This window comes from Chromobacterium sp. INPA-IVC, assembly GCF_059047085.1.
This window is the reverse complement of sequence record NZ_JBTNLS010000001.1, coordinates 81,645-104,181: the sequence shown is the minus strand read 5'-3', so window position 1 is coordinate 104,181 and position 22,537 is coordinate 81,645. Positions and strand designations below refer to the sequence as shown.

The 22,537-nt window shown below is 65.8% G+C and carries 25 protein-coding genes; 5 read left to right on the top strand and 20 right to left on the bottom strand.

Annotation, left to right across the window (positions count from 1 at the left end; all coding sequences use genetic code 11):
• Nucleotides 1–69: 69 nt before the first annotated feature.
• The 4 genes from ACX17K_RS00495 to ACX17K_RS00480 all read left to right on the top strand — a co-directional run bounded on the left by ACX17K_RS00495 (nt 70) and on the right by ACX17K_RS00480 (nt 5,571).
• The gene (locus tag ACX17K_RS00495) at nt 70–852 is read left to right on the top strand and encodes an enoyl-CoA hydratase (RefSeq protein ID WP_046166478.1); all 783 of its coding nucleotides are present in this window, start codon (nt 70–72) and stop codon (nt 850–852) included.
• Between the two features lie 28 nt (nt 853–880).
• On the top strand, nt 881–1,999 hold the full coding sequence (locus tag ACX17K_RS00490) for an enoyl-CoA hydratase/isomerase family protein (protein ID WP_493773235.1): 1,119 nt from the start codon (nt 881–883) through the stop codon (nt 1,997–1,999).
• 28 nt (nt 2,000–2,027) lie between these two features.
• A complete protein-coding gene (gene mmsB, locus ACX17K_RS00485; RefSeq protein ID WP_493773234.1) occupies nt 2,028–2,918 on the top strand; it encodes a 3-hydroxyisobutyrate dehydrogenase in 891 nt (296 codons plus the stop codon).
• 127 nt (nt 2,919–3,045) lie between these two features.
• Nucleotides 3,046–5,571, top strand: coding sequence for an alpha/beta hydrolase family protein (locus tag ACX17K_RS00480; RefSeq protein WP_493773233.1), 2,526 nt, complete (start codon nt 3,046–3,048; stop codon nt 5,569–5,571).
• A 57-nt stretch (nt 5,572–5,628) separates the two neighbouring features.
• Here ACX17K_RS00480 and rsgA read toward each other — a convergent pair whose 3' ends face one another.
• On the bottom strand, nt 5,629–6,654 hold the full coding sequence (gene rsgA / locus ACX17K_RS00475) for a ribosome small subunit-dependent GTPase A (RefSeq protein ID WP_493773232.1): 1,026 nt from the start codon (nt 6,652–6,654) through the stop codon (nt 5,629–5,631).
• 423 nt (nt 6,655–7,077) lie between these two features.
• Between rsgA and ACX17K_RS00470 the strand changes: the two genes are divergently transcribed.
• Entirely contained in the window at nt 7,078–7,431 is a 354-nt protein-coding gene (locus ACX17K_RS00470; RefSeq protein ID WP_493773231.1) for a hypothetical protein, read from the top strand.
• A gap of 42 nt (nt 7,432–7,473) precedes the next feature.
• Here the strand turns inward: ACX17K_RS00470 and ACX17K_RS00465 are convergent, their stop codons facing one another.
• From ACX17K_RS00465 to ACX17K_RS00375, 19 genes are all read right to left on the bottom strand, one after another.
• Nucleotides 7,474–8,322 carry a carcinine hydrolase/isopenicillin-N N-acyltransferase family protein gene (locus tag ACX17K_RS00465; RefSeq protein WP_493773230.1) on the bottom strand — a complete coding sequence of 283 codons (849 nt, stop codon included), beginning with the start codon at nt 8,320–8,322 and terminating at the stop codon, nt 7,474–7,476.
• Nucleotides 8,323–8,421: 99 nt separating this feature from the next.
• Complete coding sequence (locus tag ACX17K_RS00460; RefSeq protein WP_493773229.1) at nt 8,422–8,889, bottom strand: GNAT family N-acetyltransferase; 468 nt, start codon at nt 8,887–8,889, stop codon at nt 8,422–8,424.
• A gap of 206 nt (nt 8,890–9,095) precedes the next feature.
• Complete coding sequence (locus ACX17K_RS00455; protein WP_493773228.1) at nt 9,096–9,863, bottom strand: competence/damage-inducible protein A; 768 nt, start codon at nt 9,861–9,863, stop codon at nt 9,096–9,098.
• A 4-nt stretch (nt 9,864–9,867) separates the two neighbouring features.
• Nucleotides 9,868–10,344, bottom strand: coding sequence for a hypothetical protein (locus tag ACX17K_RS00450; protein WP_231162149.1), 477 nt, complete (start codon nt 10,342–10,344; stop codon nt 9,868–9,870).
• A 1-nt stretch (nt 10,345) separates the two neighbouring features.
• The gene (nagZ, locus tag ACX17K_RS00445; protein WP_493773227.1) at nt 10,346–11,434 is read right to left on the bottom strand and encodes a beta-N-acetylhexosaminidase; all 1,089 of its coding nucleotides are present in this window, start codon (nt 11,432–11,434) and stop codon (nt 10,346–10,348) included.
• Nucleotides 11,435–11,544: 110 nt separating this feature from the next.
• On the bottom strand, nt 11,545–11,922 hold the full coding sequence (gene acpS, locus ACX17K_RS00440; RefSeq protein ID WP_046156340.1) for a holo-ACP synthase: 378 nt from the start codon (nt 11,920–11,922) through the stop codon (nt 11,545–11,547).
• Nucleotides 11,919–12,482, bottom strand: coding sequence for a metal-dependent hydrolase (locus tag ACX17K_RS00435; protein ID WP_231153882.1), 564 nt, complete (start codon nt 12,480–12,482; stop codon nt 11,919–11,921). Before ACX17K_RS00435 ends, acpS begins: the two co-directional genes overlap by 4 nt.
• Complete coding sequence (gene pdxJ, locus ACX17K_RS00430) at nt 12,482–13,210, bottom strand: pyridoxine 5'-phosphate synthase (RefSeq protein WP_493773226.1); 729 nt, start codon at nt 13,208–13,210, stop codon at nt 12,482–12,484. The genes ACX17K_RS00435 and pdxJ overlap by 1 nt, the downstream gene beginning before the upstream one ends.
• A gap of 27 nt (nt 13,211–13,237) precedes the next feature.
• The gene (gene recO, locus ACX17K_RS00425) at nt 13,238–13,975 is read right to left on the bottom strand and encodes a DNA repair protein RecO (protein WP_231153880.1); all 738 of its coding nucleotides are present in this window, start codon (nt 13,973–13,975) and stop codon (nt 13,238–13,240) included.
• The gene (locus tag ACX17K_RS00420) at nt 13,972–14,247 is read right to left on the bottom strand and encodes an antibiotic biosynthesis monooxygenase family protein (RefSeq protein WP_166440775.1); all 276 of its coding nucleotides are present in this window, start codon (nt 14,245–14,247) and stop codon (nt 13,972–13,974) included. The genes recO and ACX17K_RS00420 overlap by 4 nt, the downstream gene beginning before the upstream one ends.
• Nucleotides 14,247–15,140: a GTPase Era gene (era, locus tag ACX17K_RS00415; RefSeq protein ID WP_021478027.1), complete on the bottom strand. Its 894-nt coding sequence runs from the start codon at nt 15,138–15,140 to the stop codon at nt 14,247–14,249. The genes ACX17K_RS00420 and era overlap by 1 nt, the downstream gene beginning before the upstream one ends.
• Nucleotides 15,137–15,847 carry a ribonuclease III gene (gene rnc / locus ACX17K_RS00410; RefSeq protein ID WP_186009472.1) on the bottom strand — a complete coding sequence of 237 codons (711 nt, stop codon included), beginning with the start codon at nt 15,845–15,847 and terminating at the stop codon, nt 15,137–15,139. Before rnc ends, era begins: the two co-directional genes overlap by 4 nt.
• 7 nt (nt 15,848–15,854) lie before the next feature.
• Nucleotides 15,855–16,214: a DUF4845 domain-containing protein gene (locus tag ACX17K_RS00405; protein WP_046167077.1), complete on the bottom strand. Its 360-nt coding sequence runs from the start codon at nt 16,212–16,214 to the stop codon at nt 15,855–15,857.
• Nucleotides 16,215–16,254: 40 nt separating this feature from the next.
• Nucleotides 16,255–17,226, bottom strand: a complete 972-nt coding sequence (lepB, locus tag ACX17K_RS00400; protein WP_046167078.1) for a signal peptidase I — start codon at nt 17,224–17,226, stop codon at nt 16,255–16,257.
• Nucleotides 17,227–19,020: a translation elongation factor 4 gene (gene lepA / locus ACX17K_RS00395; protein ID WP_493773225.1), complete on the bottom strand. Its 1,794-nt coding sequence runs from the start codon at nt 19,018–19,020 to the stop codon at nt 17,227–17,229. It lies immediately after the preceding gene.
• A gap of 156 nt (nt 19,021–19,176) precedes the next feature.
• Nucleotides 19,177–19,416 (bottom strand): glutaredoxin family protein, encoded by a 240-nt coding sequence (locus tag ACX17K_RS00390; protein WP_021478032.1) that lies wholly within the window; start codon nt 19,414–19,416, stop codon nt 19,177–19,179.
• Nucleotides 19,413–20,825, bottom strand: coding sequence for a DegQ family serine endoprotease (locus ACX17K_RS00385; RefSeq protein ID WP_493773224.1), 1,413 nt, complete (start codon nt 20,823–20,825; stop codon nt 19,413–19,415). Before ACX17K_RS00385 ends, ACX17K_RS00390 begins: the two co-directional genes overlap by 4 nt.
• A gap of 262 nt (nt 20,826–21,087) precedes the next feature.
• The gene (locus ACX17K_RS00380) at nt 21,088–21,984 is read right to left on the bottom strand and encodes a MucB/RseB C-terminal domain-containing protein (protein WP_493773223.1); all 897 of its coding nucleotides are present in this window, start codon (nt 21,982–21,984) and stop codon (nt 21,088–21,090) included.
• A 68-nt stretch (nt 21,985–22,052) separates the two neighbouring features.
• Nucleotides 22,053–22,535, bottom strand: coding sequence for a sigma-E factor negative regulatory protein (locus ACX17K_RS00375; RefSeq protein ID WP_493773222.1), 483 nt, complete (start codon nt 22,533–22,535; stop codon nt 22,053–22,055).
• Nucleotides 22,536–22,537 lie beyond the last annotated feature (2 nt).

Here is a 22,537-nt window from a genome sequence, read left to right as displayed (position 1 = left end):
CATTCCGGAGGCTGGGTTGCGCCGGCTTGTCTCAGCCGCTTCGAAATAGAATTCATAAAGGCATTGAATATGAACAGCTACGCCCACCTGAACGTCGAGAAACGCGGCCACACCGCCGTGGTCACCATCGACAACCCGCCGGCCAACACCTGGAACCGCGCCAGCCTGTCCGCCTTGAAGCAACTGGTTGCCGACCTCAACGCCGACCGCGACATCTACGCGCTGGTGATCACCGGCCAGGGCGAAAAGTTTTTCTCGGCCGGCGCCGACCTGAACATGTTCGCCGACGGCGACAAGAAAGTCGCCACCGAGATGACCATGCTGTTCGGCGAGGCTTTCGAGGCGCTGTCCGGCTTCCGCGGCGTCAGCATCGCCGCCGTCAACGGCTACGCGATGGGCGGCGGCCTGGAGTGCGCGCTGGCCTGCGACATCCGCATCGCCGAAGAGCAGGCGCAGATGGCGCTGCCGGAAGCCGGCGTCGGCCTTTTGCCCTGCGCCGGCGGCACCCAGAACCTGCCGTGGCTGGTGGGCGAAGGTTGGGCCAAGCGGATGATTCTGTGCGGCGAGCGCGTCAACGCCGCCACCGCCGAGCGCATCGGCCTGGTCGAGCAGGTGGTGGCCAAGGGCGAGGCGCTGGAAACCGCCATCAAACTGGCCGAGGGCGTGGCCAAGCAATCGCCGTCGTCGGTGGGCGTGTGCAAGCAGCTGGTTCAAGCCGCCCGCCTGCAACCGCCCGCCTGGAACCTGATCAAGGAGCGAGAAGCCTTCATCAAACTGTTCGACACCCACGACCAGGGCGAAGGCACCCGCGCCTTCCTGGAAAAGCGCGCGCCGAACTGGAAGAACGCCTGATCAACCTTTTCCCGAACGAGGTCCCGCCATGCAAGATGTGGTGCTGTTTGACGAACTGACTACCGGCGACGGCCACCGCATCGCCATCGCCACCCTCAACGCCGAAAAATCGCTGAATGCGCTGACGCTGGACATGATCCAGCTGCTCGACGCCCGCCTCACCATCTGGGAGCGCGACCAGGGCATCGCCGCCGTGGTGCTGCGCGGCGCTGGCGAGCGCGCCTTCTGCGCCGGCGGCGACGTCCGCAGCCTGCGCGAAAAGCTGGTCAGCGAACCGCACTATCCCAACCCCCATGCGGTGGCCTTCTTCACCGAGGAGTACACGCTCGACTACCGCATCCACCGCTACAAGAAGCCGCTGATCGTCTGGGGCGGCGGCATCGTGATGGGCGGCGGCCTGGGCTTGATGGCGGGCGCCAGCCATCGCGTGGCCACCCCGGCCACCCGCATCGCCATGCCTGAAATCACCATCGGCCTGTATCCGGACGTCGGCGGCAGCTGGTTCCTGCAGCGGATGCCGGCTCACCTGGGCCTGTTCCTGGCGCTGACCGGCGCGCCGCTGAACGCCCACGACGCGCTGATCGCCAACCTGGCCGACCACGTGCTGGCCGCCGACGCCTACCCGGCGCTGCTGGAAGCCTTGCAGGCGGCAAGCTGGGGCGACGACGCCCATGCGCGCCCGGCCCTGGTCAGCGCGCTGCTGAACCAGCTGGAGGGCCAGCTGGGCGACGCGCTGCCGGCGTCCAACGTCGAACGCAATCTGCTGGCGGTGCACCGGCTGATGAACCGCGGCGACCTCGCCGCCGTCGCCGCCGCGCTGAACGAAACCGCGTTCGAGGACCCGTGGCTCTCCGACGCCGCCAAGAACTTCCGCCACGGCTGCCCTACTTCCGCCGCCGTCAGCTGGGAAATCCTCAATCGCTCCAAACACATGTCGCTGGCGGAGGCGCTGCGGATGGAGCTGGCGCTGTCGGTCAACTTCTGCGCCCGCTCCGACTTCCCGGAAGGCGTGCGCGCGCTGCTGGTGGACAAGGACCGCAATCCGCATTGGAGCCGGCAGCTGGCCGACATCGACCAGGCCTGGGTGGACGGGCATTTCGAGTCGCCGTGGCGCGAAGCCGACCACCCGCTGGCGGGATTGAAATAACACCAACAAGCATAAAGAGGAGAACAGCATGGAAAACATCGCCTTCATCGGCCTGGGCAATATGGGCGGGCCGATGGCCGTCAACCTGCTGAACAAGGGCTTCAAGGTCAGCGCCTTCGACCTGTCGGCCGACGCGCTGGCCAAGGTGGCCGCCGCCGGCGGCCGGGCCGCGTCCAGCGCCGCCGACGCGGCGAAAGACGCCCACGTGGTGATTTCCATGCTGCCGGCCGGCAAGCATGTGGCAGGGCTGTACCTGGGCGATGGCGGCCTGTTCGCCAGGCTGCCCAAAGGCACGCTGGTGATCGATTGCAGCACCATAGACGCCGGCACCGCGCGCAAAGTGGCGGAAGGCGCTCAGGAAAAAGGCCTGTCCATGCTGGACGCGCCGGTATCCGGCGGCACGGCCGGCGCGACCGCCGGCACGCTGACCTTCATCGTCGGCGGCGCGGCGGAGGACCTGGCCCGCGCCCGTCCGGCGCTGGAGGCGATGGGCAAGAACATCTTCCATGCCGGCGGCGCCGGCGCCGGCCAGACCGCCAAGATCTGCAACAACATGCTGCTGGGCATCCTGATGGCCGGCACCGCCGAGGCGCTGGCGCTGGGCGTCAAGAACGGCCTGGATCCAAAAGTGCTGTCCGAGATCATCGGCAAAAGCTCCGGCCGCAACTGGGCGACCGAGCTGTACAACCCCTGGCCCGGCGTCATGGACAACACGCCGGCCAGCCGCGGCTACGCCGGCGGCTTCATGTCCGAGCTGATGCTGAAGGACCTGGGCCTGGCCGAGGAAACCGCGCTGCAGAGCCACGCCGCCAATCCGCTGGGCGCGCTGGCGCGCAATCTGTACGAAGAGCACGTGCACCAGGGCAACGGCAAGCTGGATTTCTCCAGCATCGTCAAACACTTCCATTCGGTGGATTGAGACGCATCAAGACGGTCGGCACAAAACATATGACATGTGATAGATTCGTCATCATGTCTTTCAGACGGGAGGCCGCGCGAGCGCCCTCCCGTCTGGCCTTACAGATCAAACGGCAACAAGGATGAACATGTCTCAACCGCACGCCCTGAAGGGCATCGCCGCCGCCACGCTGGCGGCTTGCGCCCTGCTGCCCTCCACCGCCTCCGCCGCCGGCTACCAGCAACCGCCGGCCAACATCCTCAAAGTGATGCGCGCGCCGTCGCTGCCCGGCCCCAGCCTCAGCCCGACCAAGGACAATATGCTGCTGGTCGCCTGGCAGGAATATCCGTCCATCGCGCGCGTGGCCGCGCCTTACCTGAAGCTGGCCGGCACCCGCATCGAGCCCGCCAACCGCAGCAAGCACGACACGCCGGGCGGCTACGGCATCGCCCCCTGCGCGGAAAGCTTCAAGCTGGTGAGCGTCCCTGCCGGCAAGGAAACGTCGATCGCGCTGCCGGCCGGCGCCTGCCCGGACGCGCCGCTCTGGTCCGCCGACGGCAAGCGTTTCGCCTTCGCCAACACCACCAAGGACGCCGTCGAGGTATGGGTGGGCGACGCCGCCAGCGGCAAGATCCGCAAGATTCCCGGCATCCGCCTCAATCCGATGCTGAACGATGAGCTGCAATGGATGCCGGATCAGAAGACCCTGCTGGTCAAGGCCGTGCCGGCCAAGCTGGGCGCGGCGCCCGCGCAGGCCAACTCGCAGGACGGCCCCAGCGTGCAGGACAGCGGCGGCGGCCAAGGCGAAAGCAGCACCTACGAAACCCGCGACACGCTGTCCAGCCCGCACGACGAGGCCTTGTTCGATTATTACGGCGCGTCGCAGCTGACGCTGGTGGACGCGGCCAGCGGCAAGGCGACGCCGCTTGGCCAGCCGGCCATCTACGACGGCGTCGGCCCGGCGCCGGACGGCAAACACATCCTGGTGTCCAGCGTGCGCAAGCCCTACTCCTACGTCACCACCTACGAGCGCTTCCCGCATGAAGTGGAAGTCTGGAACATCGCCAATCCCGGCCGAATCGCCACCCACTCCGTCGCCTCGCTGCCGCTGGCCGACCGCGTGCCGGTGCATGGCGAGCCGCTGGGCCCGCGCGACTTCTTCTGGCGCGCTACTGACCCCGCCACGCTGCTGTGGGCCGAGGCGCTGGACGGCGGAGACTGGAAAAACACCGTGGCCGCGCGCGACAAGGTGATGATGCAAAAAGCGCCGTTCACCGCGGCGCCGGCGGAAATCCTGCGCACCGCGCAGCGCTTCGCCGGCATAAATTGGACCGAACGCGCCGACACCGCGCTGGTCAACGAAATCGATCTGAACAAACACTGGGGCCAAACCCGCGTCGTCAACGTCGACCAGCCGCAGCAAGCCGGCAAGCTGCTGTGGGACCTGTCCTACGACGACAAATACGCCGATCCGGGCAGCCCGGTGCGCCGCGCCCTGCCCAGCGGAGAACGGGTGATCCAACTGGACGGCGACGCCATCTACCTGTCCGGCGGCGGCGCGTCGCCGCAGGGCAACCGCCCCTTCCTAGACAAGCTGAACCTGAAGACCGGCGAAAGCCAACGCCTGTTCCGCAGCGACAAATCCGCTTACGAGCGCTTCATCGGCCTGTCGGCCAAGGGCAGCGGCAGCTTCCTCACCTGGCGCCAGACGCCGGCCGAGGCGCCGAACGCCTTCCTGCGCACGCTGGGCGCGCCGATCATCGCCGACAAGGGCGAAGCCGCCTTCGCCTCTACCGAAACCGCGGTCACCCATATCGTCGACCCGACGCCGGAGCTGCGCCAGATCAAGAAGCGGCTGGTGAAATACAAGCGCGCCGACGGCCTGGACCTGTCGTTCACGTTGTACACGCCGCCGGGTTACCAGGAAGGCACCCGCGTGCCCGCCATCCTCAACGCCTACCCGCTGGACTACGCCGACGCGGCCAGCGCTGGCCAGATCAGCGGCTCGCAACAGACCTTCACCCGCCTGTACCAATACAAATACCTGCTGCTGGCCGGCTACGCCGTGATCGACCAGGCATCGTTCCCGGTGGTGGGCAACCCCAAGGCCGCCTACGACAGCTATCTGGACCAGCTGAAGATGGACGCCGAAGCGGCGGTGGGCGAGGCAGTGAAGCTGGGCGTAGTCGATCCGGACCGCGTGGCGGTCACCGGCCATAGCCACGGCGCGCTGATGACGGCCAACCTGCTGGCTCACACCGACCTGTTCCGCGCCGGCGCGGCCACCAGCGGCTCGTACAACAAGACGCTGACGCCGTTCGGCTTCCAGAGCGAGCGACGCTCGGTATGGGAAGCGCCGGACGTCTACCGCAAGGTGTCCACCTTCTTCTACGCCGACAAGCTGAAGACGCCGATCCTGATCATGCACGGCAGCGACGACGCCAACCCCGGCACCACGCCGCTGCAGGCCAGCAAGTTCTACGAGGCGATCCGCGGCAACGGCGGCACCGCCCGCCTGGTGATGCTGCCGCATGAGCCGCACTGGTACGCGGCCCGCGAATCGAACGAGCAACTGGTGTACGAGATGCTGAACTGGTTCGACAAGTACGTGAAGAACGCGCCGCCGCGCGTAGTGAAGAGCGCGCAGAGCCAGCCGGTGCCGGCCCAGCCCTAAGCGCCCTGCGCGCCCAATCGAACGCCCCGCGCCGCGGGGCGTTTTCGCTGCCATTCTCTAACGCTGCCGCGCCGCCTTGTTGCGGACCTTCCACTCGCGCCGCTGCTGTTGCCGCTGCAGCGCGGTCTGCTCGTGGCGCTCCATCTCGCGCCGCAACTTGTGGTAGTTGCGCAGCCGATCGCCATCCACGCCAGCCCTCACCGCGCAACCCGGCTCCTCTAGGTGGCTGCAGTCGCGGAACTGGCAGCGGCCGGCCAGCTCCTCGATGTCGGCGAAGCTGCCAGCCAGCGCGCCGGCGTCCGGCGGGGCCTGCAAGGTGCGCACGCCCGGCGTGTCGATGATGCAGCCGCCATCCGGGCACTTCAGCAGCGTGCGCGCGGTGGTGGTATGGCGGCCGCGGCTGTCATCCGCCCTCACCCCGCCCACCGCCTGCGCCTCCTCGCCCAGCAAGGTATTGCTGAGCGTGGACTTGCCTGCGCCGGACGAGCCCAGCAGCACCAGCGTCTGGCCAGCGCCCAGCCAGGGCCGCAAAACGTCGCGGCAGGCCGGATCGGTGCCGTTCAGCAACAGAATGGGCGGCAGCGGCCGCAACCGCTGCTCCAGCTCGGCCAACCTGGCTTCAGCGTCCGGGCACAGGTCAGCCTTGCTCAGCGCCACCACCGGCGCCACGCCCGCCGCCGCGGCCAGGCCCAGATAGCGCTCCAACCGCCGCGGGTTGTAATCGCCGTCCAGCCCCATCACCAGCAAGGCGGTATCGACATTGCTGGCGTACGCTTGCCGCGCGCCTTCATCGTTGACACGGGCCAGCTGGTTGAATGGCTCCAGACGCTCAAGCAAGCGCCAGGGTTCATGCTCCCGCGGCTGGCATAGCGCCCAATCGCCCACCGCCAACTCGGCATGAACGCCGGGCAAGGCATGGGCCGGATGCTCGTCCTCTCCGTCATGCACCCACGCGCAGTCGCGCTGCACGCGGCATACGCGCGCCAGTTGCCACGCCTCGTCGCCGGCCTTGGCCAGCGCCTGTTGCAGCAATACCGGCGTCAGGCCGATGGCGGCCAGACGCGGAAAATCGAAATTCAGCATTGAAACTCCCGCGAACGCTCGCAAGCCAACGCCGCCAGGCGTAGCCAGGCTCGATCAAGCATTCGGAAATGGATGGGGAAAACGCGCCTGATGGACAGGCTTAGCCACCGCGCGTATGCGGTGAAAGGAACATGCCGGGGAACGGCCGCCGAGCGGCGCCGCTTACAACAGAAAAACTATCAGGAAATGAAACGATCGGGGCGACGGTTCAAACGGCATGCCCTTGAAGTTGGGTATCGCGGCTCATTGGATTCTCCTTTTAGCTATTGGGGATGAAAGAATATTATGCCAATTGAAAATATCCTCCGCAAGCGGAATCATGCTCGCGCGGCATCGTCCCTGGGAAAAGTTCTATAGATAGTAAGACGCTGCCGGAGAGGCGCGCATATCGGGCATCCGCCCTCATCTGGGAGACATGAAGCGATGAAAACCCTGCCGCTATTGATCGCCGCCGCCATCGGCGCCGCTGCCTTGACCGCCTGCGCCAGCCCGGAGGAAATCCACGCGATGGACCAGCGCACCTGCTCCGGCTACGGCTTTCAACCAGGAACCGACACTTACGCCAACTGCATGATGAAGCAAGCGGACAAACGCGATCAGGACATGCGGGCCCGCATGGCGCCGCCCGTCCAGCCCGCTGCCGCGCCGGCCGCCACCGTCATCGTCATTCCCGCTGAGAGCAAGCCCAAGCTGCCGGACTGCCGGATGCAGGACCCTGGCGTCACGCTCAATATGGACGGCAAATGGGAAGGCCCCAACTGTACGCCAGCGCGCTGACCCAGCCTCTCTTCAAACCCGGCAGGCAAAACGCCACTCGTCTTACGGCAACAGCGTTCGCGCCGGCTGCGACCAAAACGCCGCGTCCAGCGCATAGTCCCGCTCCAGCGTTTGTTCTCCCGGATTGGCCAGCACCAGGTGCAGCCTGGGCTCCGCGCCCGCTGGCAGCGCCATCTGCCAGCCGGCCAGGGTGTGCTCGCGGCCGTCTCGCCACAGGCTGTTGTCCGGGCCGTCATGATGGTCCTGGCTTAATCGCTCGAACTCCGCGAGCGCATGCGACGGGCGCTGATCCAGCAAAAACTGGATGCGGGCGAGCCGAGCCTTGCTGCTGGGGCCGATTTTCTGCGCCCCGTCCAGCAAGGACAGATTGGAATAATGGTTGGTGTGCGCCAGCGTGCCATTCCGCTGGCGGCTGAGCTGGTAGCGCCCATGCTGGCCGATTTCCACCTGCATCAGGCCGCTGGCGTCGGCCAGCAGCAGAAACACCGGGCGCGTTTGCGGAAACAGCTTGTCCGCGGCGGCGGCCACCTCGTCCAGCGAGCCGTAATCGCGCAACAAGCGCGTCAAAACGCCATGGCGCGCGCTGTCGGCCCGCAGTTCGCGCGGCAGGCTGCTGGCCTCGGCGCCAACCACCGCCAGCCCCTTCTCGTTGACGCCGGCCTTGATGCCCGGCTCGCGGCCATTGTCGGCGTACAGCCCCAGATAGGCGTAGCCGCGCCCGGGATGGCGCAGCCGCAACGATTGGACATGATCGGGCTTCCAGTCGCGGTTCTTGGCCAGCAAAGTGCCATCCACGCTGGCCGCGCCCGCCGCGCCCCACAAGGTGCAGGCCGCGACGGGCCAATGAATCAGGGCAAGCCATCCCGCCGCAGCCAACCATGAAGCGCGCATGACGATCTCCCGCGTGGCGAATGAAGCGATTCTGCCATGGCCGCGCGCCAGAATCGCCATCAAGCTTGCAAACAGATGTTGGGCGGAGACGTAGGCGCGTCAGATGGTTTCGGCCGGAAAGACATACTCCAGCATCTCATCTCCGTACTTGTCCACCTCGCCGGTGGAAGCCCAACCGAGATAGCGGTAAAAGCCATGGGAACGCGCCGCCGGATCGCTGCTGCAGCCCAGAAACAGCCGTTGATGGCCCGCATCCCGCAACATGGCCATGACCTGCGCCAGCAGAGCCTTGCCCACGCCGATGCCTTCGCAATCGGGCAGCAGGGCCAGCACCACGATCTCGCCGCTTGCAGCGTCGCCGAAACAGTAGCCGACGATGCATCCATCCGCCTCCGCCACCACGCCGGGCAATTCGCCCGCGCGCACGCTTTGCGCCCAGCTCTCCCGAGTGATGCCCAGCTCGTTCAGCCTGGCTTCCGAAATGGCGTTTTCACGGGTTTGGCCGCGGATGACGACGCAGGCCGGCACGTCTTCCGGACGCGCGGCGCGATAGATGATGGCGCTCATGTATTTTCTCTTTAAAGAACGATGGATGTTCAAATCGGACCTGGCCGCGCTCAAAAAGGTTCGCAATAAAGCCTGCAAATCGCGCTGGACATCGATCCTGTCAACCCAAACAACAAACCGCGTGAACCGTTTCCAGTTCCCGCGGGCTGTTTTCGGCCAGGGCGGCCGGTATATCCGCATCGAAATTCGAAATGAATTTTTGGGCGTTAGCGCTCCGCTCGCGGATTTTTGGCCCACACTTCATAGCCCAGCGCCTGCAACGCCTTCACCCATTCGTCGATGGCGATCTCCACCAACGCTGGCTGGCCGGCGAAGCCGAATTCGATGTGCATCTCAGGAATCTCCTCGCTGCCGAAATTGGGCAGGCAGGACAGCCTCAGGGCCGGATAGCGGACGGTGAAGTCCTGCATCAGACCGATCAGGTCTCCCTCCCGGGCTTTGATCGCGATGCAGGATTGCTCGACATCCGGCTGATCGTTGAACAGATGACGGCAATGGGTGTCCAGCACCCACTCCGCCATCGGCCAGGCCATGCTGGGAAAACCGGGCAGGAAATGGACGCTGCCGCAGGAGAAGCCTGCGATCTGGTTGACCGGATTGGGAATGATGGCGGCGCCTTGCGGAAAATGGCCCATCAAGATGCGGTGCGGGTAGGCGTCGGCGCCGAAACGCCCCTCGATCAGCGCCTTGGCCTCCGGATGCAGTTCCAGCGGCATGCCCAGCGCGCGGGCGGCGCAGGCTCGGGTATGGTCGTCAGGCGTGGCGCCGATGCCGCCGAAGCTGAACACCAGGTCGCCGCCGGCGAAGGCGCGGCGCAAGGCCGCTTCGATGCGGGCGGGATCGTCGCCCAGATATTCCGCCCAGGCCAGCTTCATGCCGCGCGCGGCCAGGATGCGGATCAAGGCCTGCATATGCTTGTCCTGGCGTTTGCCCGACAGCAGTTCGTCGCCGATGATCAATGCGCCGGCGTGCATGGCTCTACTCCTTCCCGCCCTGCTCCAGCATGCGCCGGCAGACAGCGTAGCAATCGTCGATATGGCTGTTGCCGACATAGCGCATGGCGGCGAACCCTATCGCCGCGTTGGCCGCCCAGCCCAGCACCGGCACCAGTTTCAACGCCTGCTTGCCGGCCCAGCGGCCGGCGGCGCGCCTGGCCACCGCAGCCAGCAGCGTACGGGTGACTTCCAGCCCCAACAGCGCGCTGCCGGCGCGGCGGATCAGCTGATACAACATCTGCTTGCGCGCCGCGTCGTAGCCGGCGATCTGCTCCGGCGCCACGCCGAAGCGCTGATTGATCGCCGGGATCAGCTGCAGCAGGATGGCGACATCGGCGGCGATATCGACGCCGGGAGCCGGCAACGCCGACGCGCCGGCGGACAACGCCGCCCGGCCGTTGACCATCGCCCGGCACTGGTCGCGGATGGCGTCGAGTTCCCGCAAGCTGGCGGGCAGCATCTCAGTGCGCCTCGCCTACCTGCGGGCCGGCCAGCGCGTCCTTGGGCATCGCCAATTGCTTCACCACGGCCTGGGCGGCGGCGAAGTCCGGCGTGGCGATCAGCCGCTGCCAATCCTCGGCGCGGCTCTTGCCCGCCATCCGCTCCAGGCGTTCGGCCAGCTTGGGCTGCGGCGGCGGAACCAGCGCCGCCAACATCGTGTCGGCCTCTTCCGGCTGATTGCAGACCAGCACCATGTCGCAGCCGGCCGCCAGCGCCGCGTCGGCGCGCTGCACATAAGTCCCGGCGCCGGCCGCGCCGGCCATGTCCAGCGCATCGGAGAAGATCACGCCGTCGAAGCCGATCTTGCCGCGCAGGATGTCGGTCAGCCAAACCTTGGAGAAACCGGCCGGCTGGCTGTCCACGGAGGGATACAACACGTGCGCCGGCATCACCGCGCCCATGCCGGCATCGGCCAGGCGGGCGAACGGCACCAGGTCGTCGCGTTCGATCTCGGCCAGGCTGCGGTCGTCCTGCGGCATCAGGTGGTGGCTGTCGCCCTCCACATAGCCGTGGCCGGGGTAATGCTTGCCGCAGCTCATCATGCCGCCGCGGCCCAGGCCCTGCTGCAAGGCTTCGGCCAGCTCGGCCACCGCTTCCGGATCGCGGTGGAAGGCTCGGTTGCCGATCACGGCGCAGCGCTCCCAGTCCAGGTCCAGCACCGGGGTGAAGGATAGGTCGATGCCGCAGGCCGACAATTCGGCGGCCAGCACATACCCCACCGTTTCAGCCAGCTTGCGCGCCTCGTCCTGATTCTGGTCCCAGGCCTCGCCCAGCACGTTCATCGGCGGCAGACGGGTGAAACCGTCCAGGAAGCGCTGCACGCGCCCTCCCTCGTGATCGACGGCGATCAACAGATGCGGGCTGCGCAAGGCGCGGATCTCGGCGGTCAACGCGCGCAACTGCTGGATGTTCTGGAAATTGCGGCGGAACAGAATGATGCCGCCCACCAGCGGATGGGACAGCCGGGCGCGTTCCGCCTCGGTCAACGAGAAGCCGGCGACGTCCACCATCACCGGGCCGCGCGGAAGATTCAAAGTCGTTTGGGTCATGGTTCGTCCTCGACCATTGCGGGGCGCGCATAGCCGCCCCGGATATTGCACAGACAGGCGCGGAGCGCCAACCGTTCCCGCGCCTGTCGCGCGAGAGGCGGTCTCCCGCCTTACGATTCAAGCACGACGAAGGCCAGCGCGTGGCCGCGTTCGTCGCTGATGGACAGATGCATGCGCGCGACGCCGCGGGCGGCGACGAAAGCGGCCAGCTCGTCGGACAGCGCCAGCAAGGGCTTGCCGAGCGAGTCGTGGGCCACGCCTATCGCCGTCAGCAAGGCCGGCGCCACCACGCCGGTGCCCAGCGCCTTGGCGAAAGCTTCCTTGGCGGCGAAGCGCTTGGCGAGAAAGCGCGCCGGCTCGGCATGGGCGGCGAACTCGGCCTGCTCGGCCGCGGTCAGCAGCCGCCGTCCCGCCTTGTCGCCCCAGCGCCGGCACCAGGCCTCCATCCTGGCGATTTCCACCAGATCGGTGCCTATGCCGTAAATCATGCGCTCGCCTCGCCGGCGCGGCGCAACGATAGCCATCGTCCAGCCCACAGCGCCATGCAGGGCAGCCAGACATAGACGAATTCGGTCTGGACCACTCGCTCGCCCTTGGGGCCGAACCAGCGTTTCAGACCGATCGGCGCGCCTTCTATCGGCTTCCAGCCGCTGAGGTAGCGATGATCGGACCAGGGCATGAACAGCGCCGGGCCGAAGCTGGCGTCGCAGATCATGTCCAGCGCGGCGTGCGAAGCCACCGCCAGAAACAGCAACAACGCCGCCGACGCGGCGCTCAGGCCCACCCGCAGCCAAAGCGGGCGGCACAGCCAGGCCAGCAGGCCGGCGCAGACCGCAGCGGCCGCCAGCGAATGCGAAAAGCCGCGGTGCCCCCACGGGCTGGCGTAGGGAATGCCCAGTTTGAAGGTGACCACGTCCAGGTCCGGCAGCATCGCGGCCGCGCCGCACAGCGCCAGCCACGGCAACATGCCGGGCGTGGAGACTGGCTTGCGGCTGGCCAGGGCAACCAAGGTGGCGCCGGCCAGCGCGTGGGTGACGACGGTGGGCATCAGCGGACGCGCGCGCTTTCCATCAGCGCCTTCATCTCTCGCACCGCCTGCGGGAAGCCGACGAACAGCGCATGGGCGACGATGGCGTGGCCGATGTTCAGCTCGGCGATCTGCGGGATGGCCGCGATGGGCTTCACATTATGGTAGTTGAGACCGTGGCCGGCGTTGACCACCATGCCGAGGCTGGCGCCGAATTCGGCGGCGGCGCGGATGCGGACCAGCTCGGCCTCGCGCTCCTTGGCGTGCGGCGCGTCGGCGTAGGCGCCGGTGTGCAGTTCGATCACGCGCGCGCCGGCGTCGTAGGCCTTCTGGATCTGCTCGCGGTCGGGATCGATGAAGATGGACACGCGGATGCCGGCCTCGGCCAGCTTGCCGGTGTAATGCTTGACGTCGGCGTAGTGGCCGCGCACGTCCAGGCCGCCCTCGGTGGTCACCTCTTCGCGCTTCTCCGGCACCAGGCATACGTCTTCCGGGGCGACTTCCAGCGCATGCGCCAGCATCTCCGGCGTCATCGCCATTTCCAGGTTCATCCGGGTCTTCAGCACCGGACGCATGGCTTTCACGTCCGCGTCCTGGATGTGGCGGCGGTCTTCGCGCAAATGCAGCGTGATCAGGTCGGCGCCGCTGGATTCAGCCACCAGCGCGGCCTCCACCGGGCTCGGATAGCGGGTGCCGCGCGCCTGGCGCAGCGTGGCGACGTGATCGATGTTTACGCCCAACAGAATCATTTCGTTTCTCCTCAGCTTTTATGCCGCCTAGTCCGACAGGGACTGGATGGCCTGCAATAATTGGCGCGACGCCAGCGGCTCGTCGCCCAGCAGCGCGGACAGCCATACCCGGCTGAGCTGGCGCGCGTGGCCGCGGGTATCCGGCTGGGCATAGTCGTCGGCGTCTATCGCCAGCAAGGCCTCGCCCGGCAACCTGACCGCGCGGCCGACCGGCGCCAGTTCCGGATGCTCGTCCGGCTCCGGCATCGCCGCGTCGCGGCACAGATAATGGCGATCGGCGGCGATGGCCTCGCCGCGGCTGTCGCGGCCGAGCGCCGGCGCATAACCCAGCACCTGGGCCAGCCGCAGTTCGTAGCGGCGCAAGGCCGTCGACAGCGGCGCGGCGCCGGCCAGCTCCCGCACCGCCCGGTCATAAACGGAAAAAGCCCGCGGCTCGGGATCGTCCCGCGCCGTGAGCTTCATCATCAATTCGTTCAAATAAAAACCGCAGACCAGCGGCAAGCCGGTCAGCGCCCGCACCCCGCCGTCCCAATCTGCCGCGTGCAGCGTGCGCAGCTCGCTCTTGCCGAACCACGACAAGGTCAAGGGCTGGAACGGCAGCAGCACGCCGCGCAGATCGGAGCGGGGCCTGCGCGCGCTGCGCGCCACCAGGCTGAAACGGCCATGGTCGCGGGTCAACACTTCCAGCAGCAGGCTGGTCTCGCGATACGGCTGGGTATGCAGGATATAACCCGGCTGCTTGTCCACCCTGCCCGGCTGGCTCATGCCGTCACGCCCCGCCGGCTCACCTGGATGGAAACGGTCTCGGCACCGCGCCCCAGCCGCTGGCGGGCCAACAGCTCCACCCGCGCGCGCCAGGCGGCGATGGCCTCCACGCTGTCCCAATACGTGACCCGGTCCTCCGCGGTCACGCCCAGGCAACCCGGCTGGCTTTCCGCCAGCCTCAGCGCACAGCGCGACAGCTCTGCCGCCGCGCCGTCGCCGGAAAGGTTCGCCGCCCAGCAATCCTGCGCCGGCGGCCTGTCCAATACCGTCATCAGTTCAAACCGAACTCGCGCAGGAAGCGGACATCGTCGGCCCAGCCGGACTTCACCTTCACCCAGACCTGCAGGAACACCTTGCCGTCGAACAGCTTTTCCATGTCTAGGCGCGCCTCGGTGGAAATCTTCTTCAGCTTCTCTCCGGCCTTGCCGATCACGATGGGCTTCTGGTGTTCCTTGTCGACCAGCACCGCGATGTGGATGCGGCGCAGCGCGCCGTCCATCTCGAACATTTCCACTTCCACGTTCATTTCGTACGGCAGCTCTTCGCCCAGATAGCGGAACAGTTTTTCGCGGACGATCTCGGCGGCCAGGAAACGTTCGTTCTTGTCGGTGACCATGTCCTCCGGATAGAGGGGCATCGACTCCGGCAGGTGCGGGCGCACCTGGTCCAACAGTTCAGCCAGGCGCTGGCCGTGCTTGGCGCTGACCACTTCGACGCCGGCGAATTCGAACTCGGCGGTCACTTCGTCGATGAAGGCCTGCAGGGTCAGCTTGTCCTTGGCCTTGTCCAGCTTGTTCACCACCAGGATGACCGGGGTCTTCTTGGGCAGCAGCGCCATCACTTCCTTGTCTGCGGAAGTGAAACGCATCGCCTCCAGCAGGAACAGCACGCAGTCAACGCTGCCGAGCGAGTCTTTCACGCTCTTGTTCAAAGCCTCGTTCAGCGCGCCCTTGTGATAGGTCTGGAAGCCCGGCGTGTCGACGAACACGAACTGCGCCGTGTCCTCGGTATGGATGCCGGTCACGCGATGGCGCGTAGTCTGCGATTTCTTCGAGGTGATGCTGATCTTCTGGCCGATCAGGTGGTTCATCAACGTGGACTTGCCCACGTTGGGACGGCCGACGATGGCGACGAAGCCGCAGTGGAATTGGGGAGTATCGGTCATGATTTCTTCTTGCCTGCGGCGAGTTTCTGTTCCAGCAGGACCAACGCCGCTTCGGCGGCCTGCTGTTCGGCGGCGCGGCGGCTGCCGCCGTCGCCGGTGGAGATCAGGGCCAGCTCGCCCAGATCGCACTCCACCTTGAACCATTGTTCGTGGGCCTCGCCGCTCTGCGACAGGATGCGGTACTTGGGCAGCGCCAGCTTGCGCGCCTGCAGCGCTTCCTGCAAGCGGGTCTTGGCGTCCTTGGCCTGGCGCGTGGTGTCGATGTTGGCGACGCGCTGGCTGTACAAGCGGCGCACCACCTGCTCGGCCGCGGCGAAGTCGGCGTCGAAGCTGACGGCGGCGAAAGTGGCTTCCAGCGCGTCGGCCAGGATGGACGGACGGTTGAATCCGCCGCTCTTGAGCTCGCCCTCGCCCAGGTACAGGTAATCGCCCAGCGCCAGTTCCTGGGCGATTTCCGCCAGCGTGTTCTGGTTGACCAGGTTGGCGCGCAGACGGGACAGCTCGCCCTCGGTCAGCTGCGGAAACTGGTCATACAGCATGCGGGCCACGGTGTAATTGAGGATGCTGTCGCCGACGAATTCGAAGCGCTCGTTGTTCGTGCTGCTGAAGCTGCGGTGCGTCAGCGCCTGGCGCAGCAGTTCCGGTTTTTGAAATGCGTAATCCAGCGCCTGGGACAGGCGCCGGAATCGATTGTCTATCTGGGTCACGGTATGGTTATTGCGCAGGCGGTTGACCCGCCTGGGTATCGAAATGGAAAAGCAGACTGACATTGCCGAACAGCGGCACCTCGCGCTGGTACTTCGCTCGCAAATAATTGCTGCCGGCTCCGGCCACCACCATCAGATTCTCTCCCTTGACGGAAGTGACTCCGGAGACGTTGGCCCTGCCGTCGAACTCCTGCCGCAGCGTCTGCTCGCCGACATTGGTCTCGGTGGACAGGGCCGTCAGCGCGTTCTTGACATCGCCGTACTCGGTGTAGACCGGCACGATCTTGAACACCAGCATCAATCCGGCGCCGACGAGGGCCAGGACCAACAAAATCGCAATTACCGACAAGCCTTGCTGCTTCTTCATGCGTTTCTCCAGGTCATGGCCGCTCGTGGCCTGATTGTTTTTACTGAATCCGGGTGCCGATGCGCGACAGCTGGCTGAAGTTCATCCAGATCATGAAGGCCTTGCCCACCATCAGCTTGTCGTCGACGAAGCCCCAATAGCGGCCGTCGGAGCTGTTGTCGCGGTTGTCGCCCATCATGAAGTAATTGCCCTGCGGCACCTTGCAGACGAAACCGTCGTCATCGTAGCGGCAATTGTCGCGGTAGGGGAAGTCCTGCACCTGGCTCAGCGCCACCACCGGCGCTTCGACGTTGTTCAATACATGGTAGGACTTGCCGCCCTGGTTTTCCCGGAAACGCTGCGCGGTTATCTGGGCCAAGCCTTGCTCGATGTAGTCGTAAGTGCCGTCGGCGACATCGGTCACCTGCTTGCCGTTGACGGTCAGGCGCTTGTTGCGGTATTCGACGGTGTCGCCCGGCAGGCCGATCACGCGCTTGATGTAATTCACCTTGGGGTTGGGCGGATAGTTGAACACCACCACGTCGCCGTGATTGACCTTGTTGACCGGCACCAGCACGTTGTTCAGCACCGGCACGCGGACGCCGTAGGTAAACTTGTTCACCAGGATGAAATCGCCGACCACCAGGCCCGGCCGCATCGAGCTGGACGGGATCTGGAACGGCTCCACCAGGAAGGAGCGCAGCACGAACACCACCAGGATCACCGGGAAGAAGCCGCGCGAATAATCGACGAAATGGCCGGGCTGCGCGCCGCTGGCGGCGCGCTTCCTGGCCAGCATCCACTTGTCCAGCGCCCACACCACGCCGGTGATCACGACGAACACCAGCATCACCGCGGTGAAGCTCATGTAGTCGGACAGCAGGCCGAAGCCGCCGATCACCAGGGCCAGATAGCCCCACTGCACCGATTGCGGCCAATCCTTGGCGCCTTCCTGCTTCTTGCCGCCCAGCAAAATCAGCAACACGCCGACCACGACCGCGGCCGAGAACACCCAGAACAAGTTTGCGCCCACTTATTTGTCCCCTACTTGAAGAATCGCCAGGAAAGCCTCTTGCGGGATTTCCACGTTGCCGACCTGCTTCATCCGCTTCTTGCCGGCCTTCTGTTTTTCCAGCAGCTTTTTCTTACGGGTGATGTCGCCGCCGTAGCACTTGGCCAGCACGTTCTTGCGCAGCGCCTTCACCGTTTCGCGGGCGATGATGTGGCCGCCGATGGCCGCCTGCACCGCGATGTCGAACATCTGGCGCGGAATCAGCTCGCGCATCTTCGACACCAGCTCGCGGCCGCGATACACGCTGGAGGCGCGGTGGACGATCAGGCTCAGCGCATCGACCTTCTCGCCGTTGACCAGCACGTCCAGCTTGACCAGGTCGGCGCTCTGGAATTCCTTGAACTCGTAATCCAGCGAGGCGTAGCCGCGGCTGGTGGACTTCAGCTTGTCGAAGAAGTCCATCACCACTTCGTTCATCGGCAGATCGTAGGTGAGCATCACCTGGCGGCCCATGTATTGCATGTTGCGCTGCACGCCGCGCTTCTGGTTGCACAGCGTCATCACCGCGCCCACATAGTCCTGCGGCACCAGGATGGTGGAGGTGATGATGGGTTCGCGCAGGTCTTCATACTTGCCGGAATCCGGCATGCGCGACGGGTTGGACACCACTTCCACCGTGCCGTCCTTCATCACCACTTCGTAGTTCACCGTGGGCGCGGTGGTGATCAGGTCCATGTCGAACTCGCGCTCCAGCCGCTCCTGGACGATCTCCAGGTGCAGGAGACCGAGGAAGCCGCAGCGGAAGCCGAAGCCCAGCGCCTGCGACACTTCCGGCTCGTACTTCAGCGAGGCGTCGTTCAGCTGCAGCTTTTCCAGCGCGTCGCGCAGCGCTTCGTAATCGTGGCTTTCCACCGGATACAGGCCGGCGAACACCTGCGACTGCACGTCCTTGAAGCCCGGCAGCGCCTCGGCGGCCGGCTTGGACACCAGGGTGATGGTGTCGCCCACCTTGGCCGATTTCAATTCCTTGATGCCGGCGATGACGAAACCCACCTCGCCCGCGTTCAGGCTCTGACGCTGAACCGACTTGGGCGTGAACACGCCCACCTGTTCGCACAGGTGCTCGGCGCCGGTGGCCATGAACTTGATCTTGTCCTTGGGCTTCAGCGAGCCGTCGATCACGCGCACCAGCATCACCACGCCGACGTAGTTGTCGAACCAGGAGTCGACGATCAGCGCCTTCAGCGGGCCATCCGGGTCGCCCTTAGGCGCCGGGATCTTGCTGACCACTTCTTCCAGGATGTCTTCGATGCCGATGCCGGACTTGGCCGAGGCGCGCACCGCTTCGACGGCCTCGATGCCGATGATGTCTTCGATCTCCTGCGAGATGCGCTCGGGATCGGCGGCCGGCAGGTCGATCTTGTTCAGCACCGGCACCACTTCCACGCCCAGCTCGATGGCGGTGTAGCAGTTGGCGACCGTTTGGGCTTCCACGCCCTGCGACGCGTCCACCACCAGCAGCGCGCCCTCGCAGGCGGACAGCGAGCGCGACACTTCGTAGCTGAAGTCAACGTGTCCCGGGGTGTCGATCAGGTTGAGGTTGTACACCTGGCCGTCGCGGGCCTTGTAGGTCAAGGCGGCGGTCTGCGCCTTGATGGTGATGCCGCGCTCCTTCTCGATGTCCATGGAGTCGAGCACCTGAGCGCTCATCTCGCGCAATTCCAAACCGCCGCAGAACTGAATGAAGCGGTCGGCCAGGGTCGATTTACCGTGGTCGATATGGGCAATGATCGAAAAATTTCGGATGTTCTTCATCGGTTTCCAGCAAAAGATAAGGGCACGCTAGCGTGCCCGGGGCTGCTGACGGATAGCCCTTCCGGGGATCCTGCGGATCCGGCGGCGGCCGGAAGCCGATCAGCAAGCGGGGGCGCGACCCGCGCGCCCCCGGTTTTACTCACACTGGCGCGGATTTTAGCCGATTTCGCCCAAGTGTGCAGCCAATCTCGCGCCGTCCAGATGCCAATGGCAGATTTCGGTCTCGCCATCCATCAGCACCGGCACCAGCTCGTTGAAGCGGGCTTCCAGCGCCGGATCGGCGTCGACGTCCACCACCTCGAGCTCGAAACCGTGGCGCTCGCGCCAAGGGCCGAGCTCGGCCAACATCTGATGGCACAGGCTGCAGTATTCGCGAAAATAGAGCGTCAGCTTCACTTGGCTTCGTCCACGGTCAGCGGCACGAACATCGTCACGCCCTGGCGCATCACCTGCAAGGCGACCGCGCTGCCCTTCTTGGCCTGATTCAGCGCGCCCTTCAGCTGGGCGAAGCTCTTCAGCGGATCGCTGCCGATGCCGACGATGATGTCGCCCTGCTGGATGCCGGCGCGCATCGCCGCGCCGTTGGCGCCGCGCACCAGCAAGCCGTAGTCGATGCCGGCGCGCTGCAACTGGACCGGATTCAGTTCTTGCAGGCGCAGGCCGATCTGGGCCAGGCTTTGCTCGCCCTCCGCGCCCGGCTTGCGGTACTCGCGCTTGGCGACGCGGGCATCCTCTTCCACCAGTTCGTCAGGCACCACGCGGACGCTGGTCTGCGCGCGGCCGCGCCAGACGTCCAGCGAAATGGCCTTGCCCGGCGGCAGGTCGCTGATCAGGCGCTGCATGTCGCCGCCGTTCTCTATCGCCTGGCCGTTGATGCGCAGCACGATGTCGCCGGCCTTCAGGCCCGCCTTCTGCGCCGGTCCCTTGGGATCGAGCGCGTTGATCAGCACGCCGCTGGGCTTGGCCAGACCGAAGGACGCGGCCAGCTCCTTGCTCAGCTCCTGCACCACCACGCCGATGCGGCTGCGGGTCACCTTGCCCTTGGTCTTCAGCTGATCGGCCACATTCATCGCGGTGTCGATGGGAATGGCGAAGGAGATGCCCATGAAACCGCCGGAACGGCTGTAGATCTGCGAATTGACGCCGACCACTTCGCCGTTCAGGTTGAACAACGGACCGCCGGAGTTGCCGGGATTCACCGCCGCGTCGGTCTGGATGAACTGCACGGCGCTCTCGTCCGGCAGCATGCGGTTCTTGCCGGAAACGATGCCGGAGGTGGCGGTGTTTTCAAACCCGAACGGCGAGCCGATGGCCAGCACCCACTGCCCGACCTTCAGGTTTTTCGGATCGCCCATCCGCACCACCGGCAGATTCTGGGCGTCGATCTTGAGCAAGGCCACATCGGAGCGGGCGTCGGAGCCGATCACCCGCGCCTGGAATTCCCGCTTGTCGTTCAGCTTGACCGTGATCTTGTCCGCGCGGGCCACCACGTGGGCATTGGTCAGCACATAGCCGTCCTTCGAGATGATGAAGCCCGAGCCCAGCGAGCTCTCCTGGTGCTCGCGCTGCTGCGGCGGCGCGAAGCGGCGGAAGAATTCGAAGAACGGATCCCCCTCCATGCCCTCCGGCAGACCGGAAACCGTCTCCTTGACCGTGGACGTGGTGCTGATATTGACCACCGCCTTGCCCTCGGCCTCGACGATCTGGGCGAAGTCCGGCAGCTCGGCCGCCATGGCGACGGGAACCGCCGCAGTCAGAATAGATGCCGACAGCATTGCGGAAACAATCAGTTTTTTGACCGACATGTGCGCTCCATCTTTGGAATGTTGTGGACTGAATGAGCCGGCGGACGCCGGCCGTGCAACCATCGGATCGGGAAGCGGCGCCTTGCCGCGCCCCTCACGCTCCCTGGCGACGCCCCCTGCGGATGCGTCACGCAAAACTGGCCACTTCCGCATGCTTTCGATGGGAAATGGCCAGTCAAACCTTCATCGGCCGGAGGAAAGCCTCGCGCTAGCGGCGATCCCGCCGCCGGCAGCGAAGCTTTTCAGCCTGCCCGGCACGAGCTCACTCCCCCTTGCCGTTGACATGCAAACCCTTGAGCAGGGCCATCATCGCGGTTTGCGGCATATCGCCCACCGCAGTCAGCTGCATATCGTTCTGGTAGCTGGTGGCCATGTTGATCGCTCCGTGCAAGTTGCCCACCTTTTCCAGGCGGGCATGCTCCGGCGGAGGCGGCTCCACGAACACCGACAACATCACCAGACCATCGCTCAGCACCATGTGCCGGACCGGCTTTCCGCCCTGTCCGGGCAGCACGCGCTGGACCGAACGCAGCACGCGGAAGCCCTGCGGCAGTCCGGTCAGCTCGCTCTGCGGCGCGGCCGCTTCCTCGCTGCCCCCAGATGCGCTGGAACGCAACTGGAAACGCTGCGACAGCTTGGAGACATACGCCCGCTTATCCTTGGCCCCGCCCAGCTCCACATCAGTGAAGGTGAACTGCTCGACCGCGTCGCCGCGCGGCGACAAGGTCATCACTTTCAAGGGGAGATAGGTTGCCGGCTCGATGCACATCCGCATCGTGTAGCGCTGCGCGTCCCGGGGCTGCAGATCCAGCCACTGGCAGTCGCGCTTGGCCACGCGGTCGTGGCCGGTGCGCTTGAGGACATAGGAACGGGTGATATCGTCCAGATCGTCGGGCAGCAAGGCGGGGAACAACCGCATCGCGCTGATCTTGCACGCCATCAAGGCGCGCTTGTCGGGCGCGAAGCAGGTCAGCCCCCTGCCCTTGCGAACCACCTCCCGCGTCGGGCCATCGAGCGACGTGCGCTTTTCGCGCACATTGTCGCCCTGACCCTGGCGAACGATGCGGAAGGTTTCCAGCGTGCCATTCATCTGATGCAGATAGGTGCCATCCAGCGGCTGCTGCCTGCCGGCGTTGCCGACATTACGCAGCAGCTGCATGTCATCCTCCGCATGGGCCGCGCACGCGGCCCCGAGCATCAAAACACCAATCAGAGGAACGACACGCATCAGTGGCGAGCTCCGTTTCCGTAGGACACGCGCATCACACTCTGGTCGGCGGTCACCTCCTGGTGCGCCAGCACATAGGGATCATCCTGATCCAAGGCCACGGCAGGCTTGGCGATCTGCACCGGCACGCCGCGATCGGCGATGGCCGACGGCGGAGCGTTTCGGTGGGACAGCTGCTGCCAACCCACGACGGCGGCGAAGCTGACGCTCGCGGCCAGCGCCACCGCGCTCGCGGTGCGCGCCTTGCGCGGACGCGTCCAGCGACGCGGCGCCAGGACCGTCGGCTCGTCCGCCAGGCGCGCAGCCACCCTGGCCCTCACATTCAGCGAGGACAGGCGGTTGGCGCGCATGGCGTCGCCGATCAGATGGTACCCTTCCCAGGCATCATCCAGGTCCTTGTCTCCGGCGATGGCGGCGATTGCCTTGTCGGCATCGGGCCCGTCCAGTTCACCGTCCATCAGTGCGGATATCGTTTCTTTCATAC